The sequence below is a fragment of the Microbacterium sp. G2-16M genome (genome assembly GCF_055809115.1).
On sequence record NZ_CM147897.1, the window covers coordinates 2,765,566 to 2,787,560 of the forward strand.

21 protein-coding genes are annotated in these 21,995 nt (G+C 71.8%); 8 read left to right on the top strand and 13 right to left on the bottom strand.

Features of this window, described 5'->3' with window-relative positions:
* Nucleotides 1-13 precede the first annotated feature (13 nt).
* On the top strand, nucleotides 14-1,474 hold the full coding sequence (locus AC0L6F_RS13045) for a sulfatase family protein (protein WP_274637002.1): 1,461 nt from the start codon (nucleotides 14-16) through the stop codon (nucleotides 1,472-1,474).
* A gap of 17 nt (nucleotides 1,475-1,491) precedes the next feature.
* On the opposite strand, the gene AC0L6F_RS13050 is transcribed toward AC0L6F_RS13045, so the two are convergent.
* The 4 genes from AC0L6F_RS13050 to AC0L6F_RS13065 are packed head-to-tail and all read right to left on the bottom strand — an operon-like array spanning nucleotide 1,492 to nucleotide 5,714.
* Nucleotides 1,492-3,234, bottom strand: coding sequence for a D-apionate lactonase family protein (locus tag AC0L6F_RS13050; RefSeq protein ID WP_473538214.1), 1,743 nt, complete (start codon nucleotides 3,232-3,234; stop codon nucleotides 1,492-1,494).
* Between the two features lie 16 nt (nucleotides 3,235-3,250).
* Complete coding sequence (locus tag AC0L6F_RS13055) at nucleotides 3,251-4,021, bottom strand: SDR family NAD(P)-dependent oxidoreductase (RefSeq protein ID WP_473538215.1); 771 nt, start codon at nucleotides 4,019-4,021, stop codon at nucleotides 3,251-3,253.
* A 38-nt stretch (nucleotides 4,022-4,059) separates the two neighbouring features.
* Nucleotides 4,060-4,923, bottom strand: coding sequence for a phosphogluconate dehydrogenase C-terminal domain-containing protein (locus AC0L6F_RS13060; RefSeq protein ID WP_473538216.1), 864 nt, complete (start codon nucleotides 4,921-4,923; stop codon nucleotides 4,060-4,062).
* On the bottom strand, nucleotides 4,920-5,714 hold the full coding sequence (locus AC0L6F_RS13065; protein WP_473538217.1) for a sugar phosphate isomerase/epimerase family protein: 795 nt from the start codon (nucleotides 5,712-5,714) through the stop codon (nucleotides 4,920-4,922). The genes AC0L6F_RS13060 and AC0L6F_RS13065 overlap by 4 nt, the downstream gene beginning before the upstream one ends.
* A gap of 70 nt (nucleotides 5,715-5,784) precedes the next feature.
* On the opposite strand from AC0L6F_RS13065, the gene AC0L6F_RS13070 reads away from it, so the two are divergent.
* Entirely contained in the window at nucleotides 5,785-6,528 is a 744-nt protein-coding gene (locus AC0L6F_RS13070) for a FadR/GntR family transcriptional regulator (protein ID WP_473538218.1), read from the top strand.
* Nucleotide 6,529: 1 nt separating this feature from the next.
* On the opposite strand, the gene AC0L6F_RS13075 is transcribed toward AC0L6F_RS13070, so the two are convergent.
* The 3 genes from AC0L6F_RS13075 to AC0L6F_RS13085 are packed head-to-tail and all read right to left on the bottom strand — an operon-like array spanning nucleotide 6,530 to nucleotide 9,349.
* Nucleotides 6,530-7,462, bottom strand: a complete 933-nt coding sequence (locus AC0L6F_RS13075) for an alpha/beta hydrolase (RefSeq protein WP_473538220.1) — start codon at nucleotides 7,460-7,462, stop codon at nucleotides 6,530-6,532.
* A 49-nt stretch (nucleotides 7,463-7,511) separates the two neighbouring features.
* A complete protein-coding gene (locus AC0L6F_RS13080) occupies nucleotides 7,512-8,882 on the bottom strand; it encodes an MFS transporter (protein WP_473540004.1) in 1,371 nt (456 codons plus the stop codon).
* Nucleotides 8,883-8,887: 5 nt separating this feature from the next.
* Nucleotides 8,888-9,349, bottom strand: a complete 462-nt coding sequence (locus tag AC0L6F_RS13085) for a MarR family winged helix-turn-helix transcriptional regulator (protein WP_435526195.1) — start codon at nucleotides 9,347-9,349, stop codon at nucleotides 8,888-8,890.
* A 72-nt stretch (nucleotides 9,350-9,421) separates the two neighbouring features.
* Here AC0L6F_RS13085 and AC0L6F_RS13090 point away from each other — a divergent pair, with 72 nt between their 5' ends.
* Nucleotides 9,422-10,273 (top strand): alpha/beta fold hydrolase, encoded by an 852-nt coding sequence (locus tag AC0L6F_RS13090; protein ID WP_473538221.1) that lies wholly within the window; start codon nucleotides 9,422-9,424, stop codon nucleotides 10,271-10,273.
* A 22-nt stretch (nucleotides 10,274-10,295) separates the two neighbouring features.
* Here AC0L6F_RS13090 and AC0L6F_RS13095 read toward each other — a convergent pair whose 3' ends face one another.
* On the bottom strand, nucleotides 10,296-11,885 hold the full coding sequence (locus AC0L6F_RS13095; protein ID WP_473540005.1) for a DEAD/DEAH box helicase: 1,590 nt from the start codon (nucleotides 11,883-11,885) through the stop codon (nucleotides 10,296-10,298).
* A 183-nt stretch (nucleotides 11,886-12,068) separates the two neighbouring features.
* Here AC0L6F_RS13095 and AC0L6F_RS13100 point away from each other — a divergent pair, with 183 nt between their 5' ends.
* The 3 genes from AC0L6F_RS13100 (at nucleotide 12,069) to AC0L6F_RS13110 (ending at nucleotide 15,077) form a co-directional block, all read left to right on the top strand.
* Nucleotides 12,069-13,118: a lipoate--protein ligase family protein gene (locus tag AC0L6F_RS13100; protein WP_473538222.1), complete on the top strand. Its 1,050-nt coding sequence runs from the start codon at nucleotides 12,069-12,071 to the stop codon at nucleotides 13,116-13,118.
* Entirely contained in the window at nucleotides 13,097-13,960 is an 864-nt protein-coding gene (locus AC0L6F_RS13105) for a DNA-methyltransferase (protein WP_473538223.1), read from the top strand. Before AC0L6F_RS13100 ends, AC0L6F_RS13105 begins: the two co-directional genes overlap by 22 nt.
* A 130-nt stretch (nucleotides 13,961-14,090) precedes the next feature.
* Nucleotides 14,091-15,077, top strand: a complete 987-nt coding sequence (locus AC0L6F_RS13110) for an LLM class F420-dependent oxidoreductase (protein WP_473538224.1) — start codon at nucleotides 14,091-14,093, stop codon at nucleotides 15,075-15,077.
* Here the strand turns inward: AC0L6F_RS13110 and AC0L6F_RS13115 are convergent.
* The 3 genes from AC0L6F_RS13115 to galT are packed head-to-tail and all read right to left on the bottom strand — an operon-like array spanning nucleotide 15,058 to nucleotide 18,081.
* Entirely contained in the window at nucleotides 15,058-15,687 is a 630-nt protein-coding gene (locus AC0L6F_RS13115; protein ID WP_473538225.1) for a TetR/AcrR family transcriptional regulator, read from the bottom strand. The two genes, AC0L6F_RS13110 and AC0L6F_RS13115, sit on opposite strands and share 20 nt — an antisense overlap.
* 34 nt (nucleotides 15,688-15,721) lie before the next feature.
* Nucleotides 15,722-16,897 carry a galactokinase gene (gene galK / locus AC0L6F_RS13120; protein WP_473538226.1) on the bottom strand — a complete coding sequence of 392 codons (1,176 nt, stop codon included), beginning with the start codon at nucleotides 16,895-16,897 and terminating at the stop codon, nucleotides 15,722-15,724.
* A complete protein-coding gene (galT, locus tag AC0L6F_RS13125) occupies nucleotides 16,894-18,081 on the bottom strand; it encodes a galactose-1-phosphate uridylyltransferase (RefSeq protein ID WP_473538227.1) in 1,188 nt (395 codons plus the stop codon). The genes galK and galT overlap by 4 nt, the downstream gene beginning before the upstream one ends.
* 134 nt (nucleotides 18,082-18,215) lie before the next feature.
* Between galT and AC0L6F_RS13130 the strand changes: the two genes are divergently transcribed.
* On the top strand, nucleotides 18,216-19,235 hold the full coding sequence (locus tag AC0L6F_RS13130) for a LacI family DNA-binding transcriptional regulator (RefSeq protein WP_473538228.1): 1,020 nt from the start codon (nucleotides 18,216-18,218) through the stop codon (nucleotides 19,233-19,235).
* Nucleotides 19,236-19,328: 93 nt separating this feature from the next.
* Here AC0L6F_RS13130 and AC0L6F_RS13135 read toward each other — a convergent pair whose 3' ends face one another.
* Entirely contained in the window at nucleotides 19,329-20,234 is a 906-nt protein-coding gene (locus AC0L6F_RS13135; protein ID WP_473538230.1) for an SDR family oxidoreductase, read from the bottom strand.
* Between the two features lie 131 nt (nucleotides 20,235-20,365).
* Between AC0L6F_RS13135 and AC0L6F_RS13140 the strand changes: the two genes are divergently transcribed.
* Nucleotides 20,366-20,971, top strand: a complete 606-nt coding sequence (locus AC0L6F_RS13140; RefSeq protein WP_473538231.1) for a TetR/AcrR family transcriptional regulator — start codon at nucleotides 20,366-20,368, stop codon at nucleotides 20,969-20,971.
* Here the strand turns inward: AC0L6F_RS13140 and galE are convergent.
* Nucleotides 20,902-21,891, bottom strand: coding sequence for a UDP-glucose 4-epimerase GalE (gene galE, locus AC0L6F_RS13145; protein WP_473538232.1), 990 nt, complete (start codon nucleotides 21,889-21,891; stop codon nucleotides 20,902-20,904). The genes AC0L6F_RS13140 and galE overlap by 70 nt on opposite strands.
* Nucleotides 21,892-21,995 lie beyond the last annotated feature (104 nt).

The following is a 21,995-nucleotide window of genomic DNA, read 5'->3' on the forward strand; positions in this document are numbered from 1 at the left end:
AACAGGAGCTCCCATGACAGAGACCGGTCGCCGCCCCAACCTCATCTTCTTTCTCACCGACGACCACGCCGCGCACTCGATCGGCGCGTATGGGTCGGTGGTCAACCGGACGCCGCGCATCGACGAGATCGCCGAGCACGGGGTGCGCTTCGACCGCTGCTATGCGACGAACTCGCTGTGCTCGCCGAGCCGGGCGTCGATCCTGACCGGTACCTACAGTCACATCAACGGCGTCACGACGCTGTTCACCCCGATCGACGCGAGCCAGCCCACGTTCATCTCGCAGCTCAAGCAGGCTGGCTACCGCACAGCGGTGGTCGGCAAGTGGCACATGGGCGAAGGCCCGGAGGCGAATCCGCAAGGCTTCGACTACTGGGACGTGCTGATCAACCAGGGCGAGTACTTCAACCCGCGGTTCCTCTCGGCCGACGGCATCCGCCATGAGGAGGGGTACGCCACCGACCTGATCACCGACCTCGCGCTGAAGTGGCTGGAGAGCCTGGAGGGCGAAGAACCGTGGTGCGTGCTGATCTGGCACAAGGCGCCGCACCGCCCGTGGCAGCCGGATGCGAAGCACCAGGACATGTACACCGACCCCGTGCCGGTGCCGGGCACGTTCTGGGATGACTACGACACCCGCTCGGGGTCGGCACGCCGCGCGCTGATGCGCATCGTGGACTACCTGAACAAAGAGGACCTCAAGGTCGACCCGCCCGAGGGCCTCAGCTACGAGGAACTGGCGCTGTGGAAGTACCAGCGCTTCATGGAGGACTACCTGCGGTGCGTGGCATCCGTGGACGACAACGTCGGCCGTGTGCTGGACTGGCTGCACGCCCGCGACGAATTCGACGACACCGTCGTGGTGTACTCGTCAGACCAGGGCTTCTTCCTCGGCGACCACGGCTGGTTCGACAAGCGCTTCATGTACGAACAGTCGCTGCAGATGCCGATGGTGATGAGCTATCCGCGTCAGATCGCGGCGGGCACTGTGCACAATGGGATTGTCACGAACGTCGACTTCGCCCGGTCGATCCTCGACGCCGCCCGTGCCGCTCCGCATGAGCGGATGCAGGGCCGCAGCTTCTGGGGCGACCTCATCGGCGCGCCGACATCCCCACCGGCAGAGGGGATGTACTACCGCTACTGGGAGAACGACGACTGGTTCCACAAGGCGCCCGCGCACTATGGCTACCGTGACGATCGCTACAAGATCATCTACTTCTACAACGCCAGCCTCGGGCTGCCGGGCGCCGGCTTCTTCGAGTACCCGGCCGAATGGGAGTTGTACGACCTGGCCGAAGACCCCGATGAGGTGCGCAACGTCTACCATGATCCGGCCTACATCGAGGTGCGCGAGGCGATGAAGGGCAAGCTCGCCGCCGCGCAGGCGGCGGTGGATGACGAACCGTGGACGGGACAGCAGATCACGCGTGACGAGCGCGGCGCGGTCCTGGCGCGGCTGACCGGGCGCTGACCGGCCTCTGATCGGTGTCAGCGCATCTCGACGCGCTGCCAGCCGCCCGGTGGCAGGGCGACGGATGCCTCGCCCGACGGCGTACCCACCATGAGGGTGCGCTGCCGGCGGTCGAGGTTTGCGACCAGCACGGTCGTGGCATCCGCCGCGACGCCGCCGACGGCCCACACCTGGCCATCCGGGCTGTCGCCGTGCAGCAGTGTCGTTCCGATCAGCGTCCGCAGCGCCTCGCGTGCGGCCAGAACCGGCCGGGCGGAACCGTCCGCACGCACCCATCCGCGCGGACCCCACTGCTCGAAGTGCGCCACGGTCGCCACGCCCGGGACTGCCAGCGCCGCGAAGCTCGCGATCGTCCAGGCCGCCAGCTCGGGCGCGTCGTAGCGCTCGTCGTCGGCGTCGGTCAGCTGCGTTCCGTACCCCTCGGCCAGATCGGTGCGGCCCGGGCCCGGCGGCGGCGTGGTGGCCACGTCGTTGAAGTGCGGGCGCAGGGTCACCGGTCCGACGTGCACCGGCGCGCCGCCGGCGATCTCGACCGCCTGCTCGGCGACCAGACGCTGGATGGCGACGGCCTCGACGAGCTGCTCGGTGGCCGGGCTGTGGAACAGCGGGGTCATGCTGAACGTGATGCCGTCCAGGTCCTCCGGCAGCCGGGCGTGCTCGCGGTTCAGCTCGGTGAAGTGCGACCGGACGCCGCCGACCACGGCGATGTCGAGGCTCGCAGCGGCCAGCTGCGCTCGCAGCGCCGCCGTCGCCGCGCGATCCGAGACGTGCCGAGCAGGGCCGTCGGACGGGAAGGCCGCCACCCGCAGCAGCGGCAGGCCGGCCAGCGCGCGCACTCCGTCACCCAGGACGTCGGATGCCGCACCATCGCCGCCGCTCCCGTCGAGCACGAACCGCACGTCCAGTGCGGTCGCCCCGGCAGCCGCACGCTCCAGCGCGGCGCGCCAGTTCGGCGTCCGCAGGTCGAGCTCGACGAGCACCGGCATGCCCGCGGCCTCGAACGCCGGAGCGGGATCGGGCGCGGTCGCCGCCCCGACACCGAGTACCGGGAAGGCGCCGCCGGCAGCGAGCGTGATCCGGGCGTCAGTGCCGACCGCCGCCGACGTCGCAGTCGTCTCGTGCACCCGCACGCGCAGCGTCTGGTTGATCACCTCACCGGCCGCCAGCCGGTACGGGAACGGGAGCGCCAGCGGGCGGCTGTACGTCTTGAACGACGCGTCGGTCCAGTTGCGCTGGTCCTCCATCTCGAACACGTCGCCGCCGAAGCGCAGCCGGATGTCGGCGCCGGCATCCCGCCACTGCAGCCCGGCGATGTCGAATGCCGGCTGATGCGGACTGATCTGCCGCGGAAACGCGGTCTTCTCGACCGTGCCGTCGGAATGGACGACCTTCAACGGCGTGCCGGCGGTCTGCGGCGGGTGCAGCACGACCAGCCCGGTGCGGTTCGTCCAGAACTCGTCATGCGCGCCCAGCTCGAGCTCGACCTCGAAGGCGTCCCCGGTGGCGGTCGCGGTGAGCGTCCCATGCAGGTCGGCGCCGAAGCCCGTGGAGTGCACCTGCAGCATGAGCTGCCCGGGCGTGCCGTCATCGACGGCGTCCACCACCATGACCGGAGTGTTCCAGTCCTCGTCGCGGACGACGGCGCGGATGCTGCGCAGCACGCGCCGTCCCTCGAACGTGAGGTCGGCGATCTCGTCATCGCGCAGCTCGAACCCCCAGGCGCCGCTGCGCCAGGTGCGGTGCTCCCGGTACCAGCTCATCTGCACACGCACCCTCTCAGAGCGTCGACATTCCGCCGTCGACGGCGAACAGCGAACCGGTCGCGAACGCGCCGTCGTCCGAGGCGAGGAAGACCATGATGCCCTCGACGTCGCGCGGCGCGCCCGGCCGGCCGAGCGGGATGCGGCCGATGATCGCCGCGCGGTCTTCGGGGTTCGTCGAGATGCTGGTCACCAGCGACGTCTCGGTGTAGGCCGGGACGACGGTGTTCACCCGGATGTTCCGGTCGGCGTACGCGGCGGCGACGGTGCGGGCCAGCCCATGGATCCCGGCCTTCGTGGCGCTGTACGCGGTGAAGTCCGCGCCCTCGCCGTTCAGTCCGGTGGGGCTGCCGGTCAGGATGATCGACCCGCCCCGGGCCGCCTCGTCCACGCCCCGGAGCATCGAGCGCACCGCGTGCTTGACGGTCAGGAACGTGCCGGTCAGATTCACATCGAGGGTGCGGCGCCACACGTCCAGGTCGAGGTCGGCCGCCTTCGCGTCCTGCCCGAACAGCTGCACGCCGGCGTTGGCCACCACGACATCGGGCGCCCAGCCGTCCGACTCGAGCGTCGCGAACGCGGCCGCGACGGAGGCCTCGTCCGAGATGTCCACCACCACCGCACGTGCGGCGGCCCCGATCGCCGCGGCCGCGCCGGCCGCGGCATCCGCGTCCCGATCCGCGATCACGACCCGGGCGCCCTCGCGTGCGAACCGCTCGGCCACACCGCGCCCGATGCCCGTGCCCGCGCCGGTGACCAGCGCGGTCTTGCCCTCCAGCATGCCCATCTTGCTCCTCCGTGTCCGATCCGGCAGCGTCGCCCGGGTCAGCGCTCGATGTGGTCCAGGTGCAGCATCCGTGCCAGGTTCGCATCGAGCTCGTCGTCGCGGAAGATCTTCTTCCAGTCGTCCTTGATGATGCTCTCGCGACCGTACTCCATCGCTATCAGGCAGGCGTCGCTGAACGGGTTGTCACCGCGCAGGCCGTTGGCCAGCGCCACCTGCGTGTGTCCGTAGAGGATGCTGCGGGCCGCCGCCTCGGGCACGCCCATGGTGTGCACGGCCTCGTCGAGCGCCTCGTTCAGCAGGCTGCCGATCATGCAGGCCACGGTCTCGACCAGGGTCGGCTCGAGCTGGGCGAGCTGCTTGATCGTGACGTAGTGCACGTCGATGACCGGGGCGTAGATGGCCCGCACGGTCGCGTCCAGAATCGCCTTCTTGGCCGGGTCGTCCGACTCGATCGCGGCGATCGAGTCCTGCGGGGCGGCGATGCCGCCGAACGTGTCGGCGTACTCCTCGGGCGTCGTGCGCTGCAGGAAGATCGAAGGGTGGCAGGGGTGGGCGACCGCACGGATCACGTCGTCGCGATCGGTGAGCAGCCCGGCGTAGGCGGCCGCCGGGTCGAGCGTCAGCGCGATCGCGCCCGAGCGCAGCTGCGGCACCAGCTCGGCGGTGACCGCCTGCAGCGCCAGGTCGGGGACGGCGAACACGACGATGTCGGCGTCGGCGACGGCCGTGGCCGCATCAGTGAGGGGGCGCCCGGCGTCGGTGGTGCGCTGCTGCCCGGCGGGCGAGTTCTCGACGTAGGCCACCCGATGAGCGGTCTTGGCGAGGTTGTCCGAGACGCGCATGCCCATCTTGCCGCCTGCTCCGATGACGGCGATCCGGTAGGTGTCGGTGCTGGTGATCATATCGTGCTCCTCAGATAGTCGATGGCCGTGCGGGTCCAGTCCCGCTCGGTTCGGATGGTGGTCTCGGCGTCGCCCTGCCAGCTCAGCCAGTGCTCGACGATCTCGTCGATGCCGCGCTCGCGCGGTCGCACGGCGCGCAGCAGATGCGGATAGTCGTGCAGCCCCGTGCCCATCGGGGCGCCGCCGTAGGTGAAGCCGACCCAGCCGGGCTGCCGGGCGAATGCGAAGTCCTTGACGTGCACGTTCCGGGTGAGGGCCGCGGTGGCCTCGACGCAGTCCCGGGGTCGCTCCAGTCGCGCCACGACGTTGGCCGGGTCGAGGCAGATCCCCAGGGCCGGGCTGTCGAGGCGTTCGACGAGCGCGACCAGGTCGTCGGTCGCCACCTGCTCGTAGGTCTCCAGCGCGAGCGTGACCCCGGATGCCTCGTACCGGGGCAGCACGGCGCGCAGCTGCTCCTCGGCGTCAGCGAGGCGGGGGCGGGAGTCCGGGCCGTGCAGCATCGAGCGCACCAGGTCCGCCCCGAACACCGTCGCGCGCCCGAGGAACCGGGCGAGATGCTCGGGATCGATGCCCTTCGTGCCGAGCTGGATCGTCACCCCCAACTCACGGGCGGCGGCCGCGGCATCCCGGATCTCGGCATCGGTCATGGCCTCCAGCGGCGCGTAGTCGCAGATCTGGAAGAGGTCGACGCCGAGCTCGCGGGTCGCCTCGAACGCGCCGATCAGCGACAGCGGCTCGGGCACCCGGTCGGAGTGCTGCCAGAAGAACGCGTAGGTGCCCAGGCCGATCACGTCTTAAGTCTGGCAAACCGGTTGACCAATTGCAAGGGCGGATCCCGCTGTGCTGCGGTAGGTTGTCGGCATGCCCGCATACCCCTCCGGTCCGGCTGCCGAGATCACGGCCGGTCTGGGCGCGCTGCCCACCGGGACGCCGGTGTCGGAGGTCGCGCGACGCCTGCTGGATCTGTTCACGAGCGGATCGATCGCGCCGGGCACGCGCCTGCCGCCCGAGCGGCAGCTGGCGCAGACGCTCGGGGTGGGCCGCTCGGCCGTGCGCGAGGCGCTCGCCGCCCTCGAGATCCTCGGCATCGTGGACGTGCGCGCCGGCTCGGGCACGTATCTGCGCGGCACGGCCAGCGAACTGCTGCCACAGACCCTCCGCTGGGGCCTGCTGATCGGCGAGCGCAACACCGCCGAGCTGCTCGAGCTGCGCTCCGGGCTGGAGATCTACGTCGCCCGGCTCGCGGCCAAGCGGGGAGACCCGGCGGCGCGCGCGGCGCTGGAGGGGCACCTCGCCCGGATGCGGGAGTCTCTGCAGGGCACGGCCGCCGGGCTGAAGGCGTTCGCCCGTGCCGATCTGGCGTTCCACGACCAGCTGGCGGCGGTCGCCGGCAATGCCGCGCTCATCGACCTGCTGCACGTGGTCCGCTCGCTTCTGCAGGTGTATGCCGACCGGGCCGTGCATGACGACGCGCAGGCACGCGTCGCGGTCGCCGAGCACGATGCCATCGCCCGCGCGGTCGCCGAAGGCGACGAGGATGCCGCCGCCTCGGCGATGGCCATGCACATGGCCACCGCCTCGTCCCGGCTCTCGGCCGCTCCCTGAGCTATCCGAACGCGTCGACCCAGGCGATCATCCGCCTCACACTGCGCTGCGCGGAGTTCGCCTCGGGGTGGTTGAGATGGCCGTGCGTGGCGCTGCGCTCGGCGAACAGCTCCACCCGCACACCGGCAGCGCGAAGCTGCTGCGCGAACAGGTCGCCCGACGAGCGCAGGTCGTCGATCATCGCCACCAGGATGTAGGTCGGCGGGAAGCCGCGCAGGTCGGGGGCCGTCCCGGCGAACGCGTAGGGGTCGCTCATCGCCGCCGACCCGGCGTAGTGCTTGGCCAGCGCCCGCACGACGCTGGGCCGGAACCGCAGCCGCGCCGGCATCTTCGCCGTCAGCGCGAGCGTCTCGGGCGTGTTCGGCGGGAGGATCGGGTGCAGGAACGGGTAGCTCAGCACGAGGGATGCCGGCATCGGGCCGTGCTCGTCGCGCAGCCGCAGCGCCAGGCCGGCCACCAGCGCCCCGCCGGCGCTCGCGCCGCCGAGATGGACGGCTCCGGCATCCACCCCGAACAGCTCCGCCGCGTGCGCCGTCGCGTGCAGCCACGCCGCATGCAGGTCGTCCGCGGGGACCGGATGCCGCACCCCACGCAGCGCCTTGCGGTAGTCCACCGACAGGACCGGGATGCCGGCGGCGGCGAACTCGAGGGCGACCCAGTTCGACTCGGGCATGTCCAGGTCGCCGCCGACGAACGCTCCGCCGTGCACCCAGACGAAGGCGCTGCGCGCCCGGCCCGGCGCACGATAGAGCCGTGCCGGGACCGGCCCGTGCGGGCCGATGATCGGGACATCGCCGACCTCGACCGGAGCCAGACGCGGGAAGCGGCGCTTCAGTGAGGCGGTGTCGATGTCGGTGCGGGGATCGGGGCGCAGCGCTGTGCGCCCCAGGTACCACGCCATGGCGCGGACCACGAGGTCGGCCGGCGTCAGCATCCGTCTGCCCTCACCACTCGAATGGTAGCGGCCCGCCCCCTGACGGCGGTCAGTCGGCGTGCCGGAAGCGATCGCGGGACGCGGGCGACTCGTCGCCGGCCCGGTTCGGCAGCGGGATGGGCGTGGTCTGTGCCAGCCCGTCGCTGAACTCCTCGGGGATCGGCTGCTCGATCACGCGGATCGGCAGCGTCTCGTCGATGGTCAGGCGGAATCGACTCGTGCTGTGCCGGTGCAGCCGGCCCGAGCTGATCATCCAGACCGCGCCGATCACGCACGCGATGATCCCTGCTGCGGCACCGACCTGGATCGCCGCGCGCGGGCCGAACGCGGTGGCCACCCATCCCACGATGGGGGCGCCGATCGGCGTGGACCCCATGATCACGGCCATGTAGAGGGCCAGGACGCGTCCGCGCAGCTGGGCGTCGGTGGTGGTCTGCACGTACCCGTTGGCGGTCGTCAGCATCGACACGGTCGAGAAGCCGACGAACACGACGGTCGCCCCGTACATCCAGTACTCCGGCATCACCGACGAGATGATCGAGGCGAGTCCGAATCCGCCGGCCGCGATGATCACCACCCGGATGCGGGCCTTCTCGCGGCGCGCGGCCATGAGCGCGCCGGCGAGCGATCCGATGGCCAGCATCGAGCTGAGGGCGCCGTAGCCGTCGGCCTGCTTGCCGAACTCCAGCGCCATGGTCGAGGCGAAGATTGGGAAGTTCATGCCGAACGCGCCGATCAGGAACACCATCACGAACAGCACGAGCAGGTCGGGGCGGCGCGCGACGTAGCGGAAGCCGTCGGCGATCCGCGTGGCATCGGTCGCCCGCACCCGCGGCTGCAGCTCGTCGCGGCGCATCAGCGACAGGGCCAGGAGCATCGCCACGAACGTGGCGGCGTTGATGATGAACATCCACCCGGTGCCGACCAGCACGATGGCGATGCCGCCGACGGCCGGTCCGATCAGACGCGCGGTGTTGAAGGATGCCGAGTTCAGAGCGACCGCGTTCGCGGCGTTCTCGCGCGAGACGACGTCCGAGACGAACGCCTGGCGGGCGGGGGAGTCGAACGCGTTGGCGACGCCGAAGAAGCCGGCGAACATCCACATCATCGGCAGCGTCATGACGTGGGTGAGCAGGAGCACGCCGACGGTGATCGCCAGCAGCCCGAGCGCGGTCTGCGTGCACATCAGCAGCTTGCGCCGATCGAAGTGGTCGGCGACCCACCCGGTGATGCTGACCAGCACCAGCGGCGGCCCGAACTGCAGCGCCATCGTCACGCCCATCGCGGTGGCGTCGTTGTGGGTCAGCTCGGTGAGCACGACCCAGTCCTGCGCGGTGGACTGCATCCACCCGCCGATGTTGGAGATCAGCGCGCCGAAGAACCAGACCCGGTAGTTGAAGAGGCCGAGGGAGCGGAACATCGTCTTCATCGCGCGGCCACCTCGCTCATGATCGCGGCGGCGCGGGCGAGGGTCCGTCGCTGGGACGGGGTGAGGTCGGCGACCACCTGTGCCAGCCACATGTCGCGGCGGCGCACCGTCTCGGCCACCAGCTCGCGTCCCTGCGTCGTGATCTCGATGTTGACCTTGCGGCGGTCGGTCTCGTCGGGGGTGCGGGTGATCCAGCCCGCCTCCTCCAGGCAGTTCACGGTCCGGTTCATCGAGGGGGCGGTCACGCGCTCGCGCTCGGCCAGCTCGCCCAGGGTGTGCGGTCCGTGCCCCTTGAGCGTGGCGAGCACGGCGAACTGGGCGTCGCTCATCGTGTCCAGCGCGCGCTGGGAGCGCAGTCTGCGGCTGAGGCGGAAGGTCGCCATCCGCAGATCGCGGGCGGTGACGGCATCCTCTTCGGGGACTTCGGGGACGTCGGAGGGTTCGTGCGAGATGACCATACAGATCGTTAGTCTAGCTTATTAGTCTCGCTAAGTAAATGCCGGAGGTCGGGCGAGGCTAGGCTCTGGGTCATGCCCGAGTTCATCGATGCACACGGCATCGCGATCGCCTACGACCTCCATCCGGCGCAGGGGACGGCGCGGGCGGTGGTCCAGCTGCTGCACGGGGTGGGCGAGCACGCCGGACGCTACGGCGAGGTCATCGCGGCGCTGAACGCCGAGGGCTACACGGTCTACGCCGACGACCACCGCGGGCACGGGCGCACCGGCATGACGCAGCACGGCGGCAACGCCGCGCGCCTCGGCCGACTCGGACCGGGCGGTCACCGCGCCGCCGTGGCGGCGTGCTGGCGGTTCACCGAGCTGATCCGCGACGAGAACCCCGACCTGCCGCTGGTGATCCTCGGGCATTCCTGGGGATCGTTCCTCACCCAGATCCTCGTGAACGATCATCCCGAGGCCTATGACGGCGTCATCCTGTCCGGGTCGGCGCTGCGGATGCCCGGATCGCTGAACGCGGGAGACCTGAACGCCAAGTGGAAGGGGCCGGATGCCTCGGGTCTGGAGTGGCTCTCGACCGATCCGCGCGTCGCCGCGGCGTTCCACGACGATCCGCTGACGGTCGAGACCCCGCTGCTGAAGCTGTTCGGCCCGATCGAGTCGCTGCGTCTGTTCGGTCGTCCGCGGGCGGACCTCGGCCGCGACATCCCGCTGCTGCTCATCGTCGGCCGCGACGACCCGGTCGGCGGGCCGCGCAGCGTGCACAAGCTCGCCGACGCGTACCGGAACCGATCCAAGCTGACCGATGTCACGACGCTGGTCTACCCCGATGCGCGGCACGAGCTGTTCAACGAGACGATCGCCGACGAGGTGCGCGCGGACGTCCTGGCCTGGCTGAACGCGCGCTTCGCCGCGCGGGACTGAGCCCGCCGGGCCGCGGCGCGGGTCAGCGCCCGCCGGGGCGCGAAGCGCGGCGCGAGCCGCCCGAGCGCATGCCGCCGACGGTGGCACCCATCGTCGGCTTGCCGGATGCGGTGCGCCCGCTCTGCGGGGCCGGGGCATGCGACGACTGCGCGTGCGGTGCCTTCCCGCCCTTGGCGCGGGCGGCGCCCGCATCCGTGCGGGGCGTGCGGGCCGAGGCATCCGCAGACCCGCCCTGCCCGCCGTTGCCGCGACGACGCCGCGAGCCCGACCGGGCCGGGGCCTCGGCCGCGGCCGGACGATCGCCGTTCGCCCCACCTCGCGAACCGTTGCGCGCCGACCCCCCGCGGGCGGATCCGTTGGATCCCCGGCTGGACGACGCCTTCGCCGGACGCTGCTGCTGCACGGGCTGCATCGCCGCCGGCTTCACATACGGAGCCGGGTCGCCGACGAGGTCGGTGACCTGGGTGCCGTTCGGGTCGACCGACTCCAGTCCGACGCGGATCTGCGCCTTGCGGAGCAGATCGGTGACATCGCGGCGCTGCTCGGCGAGCACCACGGTGACCACCACGCCCTCGGCGCCGGCACGGGCGGTGCGGCCCGAACGGTGCAGGTACGACTTGTGCTCGACCGGCGGGTCGACGTGCACGACCAGCTCGACGTCGTCGACGTGGACGCCGCGGGCTGCGACATCCGTCGCGACGAGCACGCGCACGCCGCCCGCGGCGGGGTCGGCGTTGAACGCGGCGAGGTTGCGCTCGCGCGCCGGCTGCGACAGATTGCCCTGCAGATCGACGGCGGGGATGCCGGCCGCGGTCAGCTGCTTGGCGAGCTTCTTGGCCTGGTGCTTGGTGCGGGTGAACAGGATGCGGCGGCCGCGGCCGCGCGCGAGGTGCTGCACGAGGTCCTTCTTGGCGTCGGCATCCGGCACCACGAACACGCGGTGGGTCATCACGCCGGCGGGCACGCTGGACTCGTCCACCTCGTGCCGGACCGGGTCGTGCAGGAACCGCTGCACGAGCGTGTCGACGCCGCGGTCCAGGGTCGCGCTGAACAGCATCCGCTGCCCGCGCACCGGGGTGGCCTTCATGATGCGGGTGACGCCGGGCAGGAAGCCCATGTCGGCCATGTGGTCGGCCTCGTCCAGCACCGTGATCTCGATGGCGTCCAGCGAGACGATGCCCTGCTTCATCAGGTCCTCGAGGCGGCCCGGGCAGGCCACCACGATGTCGACGCCGCGCGCCATCGCCTGCTCCTGCGGGCGCTGGCTGACACCGCCGAAGATCGTCGTGACGGTCAGGCCGGCGGCGTCGGCCAGCGGGGTCACGGTCGCGGCGATCTGGGTGGCCAGCTCGCGGGTCGGGGCCAGGACCAGTCCGCGCGGGTGGCCCGGGCGGCGCGAGACGCGGGCGGCCGAGAGCCGTGCCACCAGGGGCAGGGCGAACGCGATGGTCTTGCCGCTGCCGGTGCGGCCGCGGCCGAGCACGTCACGGCCGGCCAGGGCGTCGGGCAGCGTGTCGCGCTGGATGGGGAACGCCTCGGTCTTGCCCTGTGCGGACAGAACGGCGGCGAGGTTCTCGGGCACGCCGAGAGAAAGGAAAGTAGACAAGGGGATGCTTTCGGTGAAGGCGCGCACTCGGATCGGCGCGCTGGAGGCGACGGCGCACCAGGACGGTGCGCATCGGTTCGCCGTTCGAAAAGAAACCGTGGCGGGCTCGGGGAACCAGGCCAGGGGAGCGTGTCGACGACGCAGCGGCAGGGCCGCAGCATCCATCCTACCGGCACGTAGGCTGAGAACATGCACGGTGAGTACAAGGTTCCGGGCGGCAAGCTCGTCGTCGTCGACCTGCAGGAGCGCGACGGGCGGATCGCCGACTTCCATCTGGCGGGGGATTTCTTCCTCGAGCCGGACTCGGCGCTGGCCGATATCGACGCCGCCGTGAACGGGCTGGCCACCACGGCGGATGTCGCGGCGATCGCCGCCGCCGTGCGCGGAGCGCTGCCCGAGGGCGCCCAGCTGCTCGGCTTCACGCCGGAGGCGGTGGGCACGGCGGTGCGGCGGGCGCTGGTCACCGCTCCGGGCTGGAGCGACTTCGACTGGGAGATCCTGCACGAGAAGCCGGTCTCGCCGCGGATGAACCTCGCGCTGGACGAGGTGCTCACCACCCGGGTGGGCGACGGACGCCGCAAGCCGGCGCTGCGGATGTGGGAGTGGGACGAGTCGGCCGTGGTCATCGGGTCGTTCCAGTCGCTGCGCAACGAGGTCGACCCGGAGGGCGCCCGCCGGCACGGCTACGACGTGGTGCGCCGGATCTCCGGCGGCGGCGCGATGCTGATGGGCGCGAACTCGATCGTGACCTACTCGCTGTACGCACCGGGGACGCTGGTGGCGGGGATGACGTTCGCCGACTCGTACGCGTTCCTGGACGACTGGGTGCTGCAGGCGCTGCGCTCGCTCGGCATCGACGCGGTGTATCAGCCGCTGAACGACATCACCGGCCCATCCGGCAAGATCGGCGGAGCAGCGCAGAAGCGGCTGGCCAACGGCGGCATCCTGCATCACGCGACGCTGAGCTACGACATGGACGGCCAGGTGATGACCGAGGTGCTGCGCATCGGCCGGGAGAAGCTCAGCGACAAGGGCACGGTGTCGGCGGCCAAGCGTGTCGACCCGCTGCGCAGCCAGACCGGGCTGCCGCGGGAGGCGATCATCGAGCGGTTCATCGAGACGTTCGGGACGCTGTACGGCGCGACCCCGGGACATATCACGGAAGAGGAATATGCCGAGGCGGAGGCGCTGGTGGCGTCGAAGTTCGCCACCGACGCGTGGCTGAACCGCGTGCCGTGACCGGCGCGGGCACGATCGTCATCCACCACGGCGACAACCTGGCCGCGGCCCGCTCGCTGCCGGACGGCGCGTTCACCCTCGTCTACCTCGACCCGCCGTTCAACACCGGACGGGTGCGCGAGCGATCGGCCGCGCGGGATGGCGGCTCCGTCGACGCGACCCCGGGCGCGGTGCGTCGCGGATTCCGCGGCCGGGAGTACGAGCGGCTGCGCGGCGACCTGCGCCGGTACGACGACCGGTTCGACGACTACTGGGGGTTCCTCGAGCCGCGGCTGCGCGAGGCATGGCGGCTGCTGGCCGACGACGGAACGCTGTACCTGCACCTGGACTTCCGCGAGGCGCACTACGCCAAGGTGCTGATGGACGCGCTGTTCGGCCGCGAGCGGTTCTTGAACGAGCTGATCTGGGCCTACGACTACGGCGCGAAGGCGCGCAGCCGGTGGCCGGCCAAGCACGACACGATCCTGGTCTACGTCAAGGATCCGCAGCGCTACTGGTTCGACTCGGCGGGCGTCGACCGGGAGCCGTACATGGCCCCCGGCCTGGTCACGGCCGAGAAGGCGGCGCGCGGCAAGCTGCCCACCGACGTCTGGTGGCACACCATCGTGCCCACCGGCGGCCGGGAGAAGACCGGATACCCCACGCAGAAGCCGGAGGGCGTCCTGCGCCGCATCATCCAGGCCTCCACCCGCGAGGGCGACCGCGTGCTCGACCTGTTCGCCGGCAGCGGCACCACCGGGGCGGTCGCCGCGGCCCTCGGCCGCCACGCCGTGCTCGTGGACGACAACCCCGAGGCGATCGCCGTCATGCGCCGGCGGATGCCGCAGGCCCAGGTCGTCTGACCGTCGGGGGTCCGGATGTAGCCTGCGATCTGGAGGTGCTCCGTTCCCGGGTGCCGCTGCTGCGCGAGACCGCCGCGCGGATCGCGCACGACCTCGGATAGCCTCGACCGATCACCGTGAAAGGACGCAGATGCGATTCGGAACCTTCCTCCCGCAGGGCTGGCGCTTCGACCTGGTGGGCATCGACCCCGCCGAGCACTGGAACACCATGCGCGCCCTCGCGCAGCACGCGGATGCCGGCCCCTGGGAGTCCGCGTGGGTGTACGACCACTTCCACACCAGCCCGGTGCCCTCGACCGAGGCCACGCACGAGGCATGGACGCTGATGGCCGCCTTCGCCGCGTCGACCTCCCGCATCCGGCTCGGGCAGATGTGCACGTGCATGGGATACCGCAACCCCGCCTACCTGGCCAAGGTCGCCGCGACCGTCGACCACGTCTCGGGCGGCCGTCTGGAGATGGGCATCGGCGGCGGCTGGTACGAGCACGAGTGGCGCGCGTACGGCTACGGCTTCCCCGCGGTGCCCGAGCGGCTGCGCAGGCTCCGCGAGGGGGTCGAGATCATGCATCAGGCATGGACCGACGGCACCGCGACGCTGGACGGCCGCGAGTACCAGGTCGACGGCGCCATCGTCCGTCCGCTGCCGGTGCAGGCCGGCGGCATCCCGTTCTGGATCGCCGGCAGCGGCGAGAAGGTGACTCTGAAGATCGCCGCGCGGTACGCGTCGTACACGAACTTCACCGGGACGCTGGACGAGTTCGACCGGAAGGATGCCGCGCTGCGCGGGCACTGCGCGGCGCTCGGGCGGGACCAGGCCGAGATCGTGCGCTCCTCGAACTTCAACACGATCGTCGCGCCGACCGAGGCCGAGGCCCACGACCGGCTCGCGGCGGTGAAGGCGCGGCTGCTGCCGCATGTCGGCCGGGAGCAGGCCGACGCGATCGAGGCGCAGTACCTGAGCTCGGACGCGTTCGGCACGCCCGAGCAGATCGTCGAGCGGCTGCGGGTCCGGGCGGCCCACGGCGTCGGGTACGCGATCCACTACTTCCCCGAGCTGGCCTACGATCGCTCCGGGGTCGAGCTGTTCGAGCGCGAGGTCATCCCGGCGCTGGCGTAGCCGGGGCGCCGGCGTCGGCGGGGCCGAGCAGCGCCGTGAACAGAGCGTCCACGACCGCGGCCATATCGACGTCGGGCTCGAGCATCCACTGCAGCTGCAGTCCGTCGGCGACGGCCTGGAACGCGCGCGCGAGCGCCTCGGGGTCGACGTCCGGCGACAGCAGACCGTCCTGCCGGCGCCGCTCGAGCGCCGCCGTGAACACCGCACGCAGCCCGGTGCTGCGCTCGACGAAGAACCGGTGGGCCGGATGCTCGGGGTCCACGGCGTCCACGGACATCCGGGAGAACAGCTGCACCAGGCCCGGCACCTCGGCGTTGTGACGGACGATGTCGAGGTAGCCGCGCCGGATGTCGGCAAGCTCGGCCGTGTCGAACGCCGCCGGCGGGAGGCCGGCCGAGTCGACCTGATCGCGCTTGCGCAGGATCTCGGTGAACAGCTCCTCCTTCGAGTCGAAGTAGTGCAGCAGCCCGGCCTGACTCAGACCCACGGCATCCGCGAGCTCCTTGACCGACGCCCCGCGGTAGCCTTCGCGGGCGATCACGTCGAGAGCGCGGGTGAGGATCTCCTCGCGCTTCGCGACGCCTTTCGCGTAGGACCCTCTGCGTGCCATGCCTACGAGAATATGCCGAACGACGGGAGGTCTCTCACTCGTCGCGGCGGGCGCCGTCCGAGGGCGTGACGGTGAACACGTGCGGCGCGGCGAACCCGGCCTCGTCGAACGCGGATGCCGCCGCCAGCGCCACCTCGTCGACCCGGTCGTGCGGGGTCAGGGCGATCGCCGCGCCGCCGAATCCGCCGCCGGTCATCCGGGCGCCGATCGCCCCGGCCGCCCGCGCGGCCGCGACCGCCGTGTCCAGCTCCGGGGTGGAGATCTCGAAGTCGTCGCGCATCGAGGCGTGCGAGGCATCCAGCAGGGCGCCGATGGCCGCCGGTCCCTGCGCGCGCAGCGTGCGCACCGTGTCCAGGACGCGCTGATTCTCGGTGACGATGTGCCGCACCCGGCGGAAGGTCGTCGCATCCAGCATCCGCTCGGCACGGCCCAGGTCATCCACCGACAGATCGCGCAGCGCCGGCACGCCCAGGGCGGCGGCGCCCCGCTCACAGGCGTCGCGCCGGTCGCGATAGCCGCCGGTGGAGTGCGCGTGCGTGACGCCGGTGTCGATGACCATGAGCTGAAGGCCGGCGCCGGCGAAGCCGAGGTCGACGATCTCGGCGTCCAGCGAACGGCAGTCCAGGAAGATCGCCGCGTCCGCGCGGCCGAGCATCGAGGCCATCTGATCCATGATCCCGGTGGGGGCACCAACGGCTTCGTTCTCGGCGCGCCGCCCGATCCGGGCCAGGTCGACCGGGTCCAGCCCCAGCCGCCAGCTGTCGTTGAGAGCGGTCGCCGTCGCGCTCTCGATGGCCGCCGACGACGAGAGCCCCGCGCCCACCGGCACGTCCGAGGCGATGGCGATGTCGACGCCCACCTGGGGAGCCGTGGCGGCGTGGCGCAGCGCCCAGGCCACCCCGAGCGGGTAGGCCGCCCATTCCGGGACCGCCGGCTGCCCGGTCGTCGGGAAGATCCGGTCGAGGCCGTCCAGCGGCACCACGACCGGTGCGTCGGCGAACGTCGAGGCCACGCGGATGTCGCCGCCCTCGTTCGTGCCGAGGACCACGTGCGTGCGCCGGTCGATCGCGAAGGGGAGCACGAAGCCGTCGTTGTAGTCGGTGTGCTCGCCGATCAGGTTCACCCGGCCCGGAGCCGACCACGCGCCCGCGGCGGGGCCGTACGACAGCTCTGCGAACAGGGCGCGGGCAGCGGCCGGCGCGGCGGTCACAGTGAGACTCCTTCGATGGCGGTCCGCAGCCGGGTGGCGGCGGTCTCGGGCGGCACATCGCCGATCCAGGCGCCCATGGCGGCCTCGGAGCCGGCCAGGAACTTCAGCTTGTCGGCGGCGCGGCGCGGGCTGGTCAGCTCGAGGTGCAGCCGCACGGCGTCGCGTCCGACGTGCACCGGGGCCTGGTGCCACGCCGCGATGTACGGGGTGGGTGAGTCATACAGCGCGTCCACGCCGCGCAGCAGCCGCAGGTAGAGCGGTGCGAGCTCATCGCGCTCGGCATCCGTCGTCTCGGCGAGGTCGGCGACGTGCCGATGCGGCATGACGTGCACCTCGAGCGGCCAGCGCGCGGCGAAGGGCACGAAGGCGGTCCAGTGCTGTCCGGCCAGCACGACGCGGTCCGAGCCCCGCTCGAACTCCAGGATCTCGTGGAACAGGGTGGGGGAGGTGCGCGCGATCTGGTCGAGCAGCCGGGTCGTGCGCGGGGTGACGTACGGGTACGCGTAGATCTGGCCGTGCGGGTGGCCCAGGGTGACGCCGATCGCCTCGCCGCGGTTCTCGAACGGGAACACCTGCTCGATCCCGGGCAGGATCGACAGCGCGGCGGTGCGGTCGGCCCACGCCTCGATCACGGTCCGTGCGCGGGTGACGGTCTGGGTGCCGAACGATCCGCTGGTGTCCGGGCTGAAGCACACGACCTCGCAGCGCCCGACACCGGTGCGGGTGCGGCCGAGGCCGGGGGCGGCGAGGTCGTCCAGGCCGCGGGGCGGATCGACGGCGGCCGGCGCCGTCCCGGTGGCCTGAGCCAGGGCCGGGCCGAACGAGGGCGAGCGGTTCTCGAACACCGCCACGTCGTAGTGGGAGGGGATCTCGGACGGGTTGGTCGCCGACTGCGGCGCGAGCGGGTCGAGCTCGGCCGGCGGCAGGAACGCCCGGTTCTGGCGGGCGGCGGCGACCGAGATCCAGTCGCCGGTGAGCACGTCCAGCCGCATCGTGGCCGTGTCCGGGCGCGGATCGAGGATGCGCGTGTCGACGGCGCGGTCGGCGGCCAGCGTCGTGTCCGGGTCGTCGAAGTAGAAGAGCTCGCGGCCGTCGGCCAGGCGCGTGGCGCGTTTGACGACGCCGGCGCCCAACTGCTGCGCGGGCGGTGACGGCGCGGGGGCCGCCGGCTGCTCTGAGGTCATGTGCAGAACTCCTCCATGTTGACGTTCACACGGTAGCAACACCGCCATGTTATCGTCAACACGGACGAGTTCTCCGGAGTCCTGCACGGGACGCGGCGGGCGCCAGGGGCCGGAACGCGCGGGAGGCGGGCGAGATGGGCGACGCAGACACGGTGGAGAAGGCCGAGCGGCGCGTGTCGATGGCGGATGTCGCGGCCCGCGCCGGCGTGTCGGGACAGACGGTGTCGCGGGTCGTGAACGGCAGCCCGCGCGTCGACCCCGAGACCCGCGCGCGGGTCGAGGCGGCGATGGCGCACCTGGGATACCGCCCGCACCACGCGGCCCGGGCGCTGCGCACCGGCCGCTCGCAGACGATCGGACTCGTCGTGTCGTCGCTGGCGACGGTCGGCAATTCGCGGATGCTGCAGGCGGTGGCCGATGCCGCGGCCGCCCGCGGGTATGCGCTGACCGTCATCACCCTCGGGTCCGGCGGCGAGATCGGGGACGCGTTCGCGCGGCTGCGCGATCAGGGCGTGGACGGCGCCGTCGTGCTCAACGAGGCGACCGAGCTCGCGCGTGAGGCCGGGACCCCGACCGGCCTGCGGCTGGTCGTGGTGGATTCGCCCGCCGACGACCGGTTCGGCATCGTCGAGACCGACCACGTCGCCGGTGCGCAGGCTGCGGTCGCCCACCTGCTCGGACTCGGCCACCGCACCGTGCACCACCTCGCCGGGCCGCCGCACTCCTTCGCCGCCGTCGAGCGGGCGCGCGGCTGGCGGGCGGCGCTCGCCGCAGCCGGGGTGCGCGCTCCGCGACCGGTGCGCGGCGACTGGACCGCGGCATCCGGTCATGCCGTCGGGGCGGCGCTGGCGGCCGACCCCGCGGTGACGGCGGTGTTCGCCGCCAACGACCAGATGGCGCTGGGGCTGCTGCGGGCGCTCGCCGACGCCGGCCGCCCGGTGCCCGACCAGGTCAGTGTCGTCGGGTTCGACGACCTGCCCGATGCCGCGGACTATCGTCCGCCGCTGACCACCGTCCGGCAGGACTTCGATCGGCTCGGCGAGCGCGCCGTCGCGGCCCTGGTCTCGGGGATCGAGGACGGCGGTCCCTGGCGATTCGAGGCGGTGCCGGCGCCCCTGGTGATCCGCTCCAGCACCGCCCCCGCCCCCGCCTGACCCTGACCCGCCGAGGTTGTCCCCGGTTCGCCGAGATTGTCCTCGGTCCGCCGAGGTTGTCCTCGGTCCGCCGAGGTTGTCCCCGGTCCGGCGTCAGACGGATGCCGCGCGGAAGTAGTGCCCGGCATCGAGGTCTTCGATCAGTCCGGGGTGGGTCGGCGTCCAGCCGAGCAGCGACTGCGTGATGGCGCTGGAGGCGGGGATGTCGAGAGCGAAGATGGCTCCGAGCCACCCGAAGTGGTCCGCCGCGTCCTCGGCCGGGATCGACACGGTGGGGACGCCGAGTCCGCGTCCGATGGCCTCGGCGATCTCGCGCGTCGGCACCCCTTCGTCGCCGACCGCGTGCACCGCGCTTCCGGCGGGCGCCTTCTCCAGGGCCAGCCGGACCATCCGCCCGGCGTCGAGGCGGTGCACCGCCGGCCACCGGTTGGCGCCGTCGCCGATGTACGCCGCGACGCCCTTCTCGCGGGCGATGTGGACGAGCTGCGCCGCGAAGCCGTGGTCGCCCTCGCCGTGCACGCTGGTGGAGAAGCGCAGAGCGACCGATCCCACTCCGCGGTCGACGGCCGCGAAGGCGAGTTCTTCGGCCCCGCCACGTGGCGCATCCGGACCCGTGGCCGCCACGCGGTCGTGCTCGGTGGCCAGGCGGCCGGGGGTGATGCCGCCGGCACCCGAGGCGAACAGGAACGGGCGCGAGGATCCCGCCAGGGCGTCGGTGAACGTCCGGATCGCGGCGCGCTCTGCCCGGCCGGATGCGGCGAAGTCGCTGAAGTCGTGGATGAAGGCCAGATGGATCACCGCGTCGGCGTCCGACGCTCCCGACCGCAGGCTGTCGAGGTCGTCGAGGCTGCCGGTGCGCGGTGTGGCGCCCGCGGCTTCGATCGCGGCCGCGGATGCTGCCGAGCGTGCCAGTCCGACGACGTGGTGTCCGGCGGCGATGAGCTCGGGGACGACGGCCGAGCCGATCCATCCGGATGCTCCGGTGACGAAAACGCGCATGATGATGCTCTCCTGCCTGTCCGGTCCCTCGACCGGACTCCGATGTCGACGGTTGATGTCAGTTCCTGTCATCAACTTCCGTCCTCACCGTACACCTCATGTCAGGCGCTGTCATCACCTAGACTGAGGCCATGGCCCGATGGGAACCGGATGCGCGCGGTCGGCTGACCGAAGCGGCGTTGCAGCTCTACCTCGATCGCGGGTTCGATGCGACGACCGTGGCCGACATCGCGGCGCGCGCCGGGGTCACCGAACGCACCTTCTTCCGCCACTTCGCCGACAAGCGCGAGGTGCTCTTCGACGGCGCGCACGAACTCGAGCACCTGGTGACCGAGGCGATCGCGCAGGCGCCGGCATCCGCGTCTGCGATCGACGTGGTGGGCGAGGCGATGGTGCACGCGGGCGCCGCGCTGCAGCCGCGCCGCGAGTTCGCCGTGCGCCGTGCGGCGGCGATCTCGGCGAACGCCGGGCTGATGGAGCGCGAGCTGCTCAAACTCGCGATGCTGGCCCGGGCCATGGCCGACGCGCTGCGGCGTTGCGGCGTGCCGGATCCGGCCGCGGCGCTGGCCGCCGAGGCGGGCGTGGCCGTGTTCAAGGTCGGCTTCGAAGAGTGGATCGGCGAGGACGATCCGGGCGATCTGCCGGCGCGGATCGCCGACGCGCGGCGTCAGCTCGCGGCGCTGGTGGCCCCGCGTCGTGCCTCCCAGGCGCTGCGCACCATCTCGTCGACCGTGTAGCGGTTGGCCCAATCCAGGTCGCGGGCGGCCAGTTCGCCGGTCGCGACGATGCGATCCGGGTCGCCGGGACGGCGCGGGGCGACCTCCGGAGTGAACGGGATGCCGGTGGCCCGGGCCACGGCATCCATGATCTCGCGCACCGACAGCCCGTTCTGCGAGCCGAGGTTGTAGGCCGGCTCGACCGGCTGCCCGCCCGCCAGCCGCTGCGCGGCCACGACGTGCGCGGCCGCGATGTCGGCCACGTGCACGTAGTCGCGCAGGTTCGTGCCGTCCGGCGTGTCGTAGTCGTCGCCGAAGATCTTCGGCGTGCGCCCGGCCAGCAGCGCCTCGAACACGAGGGGGAACAGGTTGTGCGGGCTGGTGTCGTACACGGCGGTGTCGCCCGAGCCGACGACGTTGAAATACCGCAGCGAGGTGTGCCGGAGCGGATGCGGCGACCCGGCGGTCGCGACGCCCTGATCGGCGATGAGCCATTCGCCGACGAGCTTGGACTCGCCGTAGGGCGAGGTCGGATGCTTGGGGGTGTCCTCGGTGACCAGGGCGACATCCGGCGTGCCGAACACCGCGGCCGACGACGAGAACACCAGGTTGGCCACGCCGGCGGCATCCATCGCCTCGAGCACGACCCGCGTGCCCTCGACGTTCTGCGCGTAGGTGTGCAGCGGTCGCTGCACCGAGACGCCGGCGTACTTGAACCCGGCGACATGGATGACGCCCTGAACCTCCTGCTCACGCAGTGTGTCCTCGACCAGCGGGCGGTCCAGGATCGAGCCGCGCACGAGCGGAACCCCGTCCGGCACGAAGCCGGCGTGGCCGCTGCTCAGGTCGTCGATGACGACCGGCTCGAGCCCCGCGGCCGCAAGGGCGCGGACGATGTGGGCGCCGATGTAGCCGGCTCCGCCGGTGACAAGCCAGGTCATTTCACTCCTCTGCGGGGCCGAGCAGCGGGGCGGACGCGAAGCGGGCGCCGGCCGCGAGCAGCTGCTCGAGTTCGATCACGGTCACTTCATTCTGCCCGGTGCGC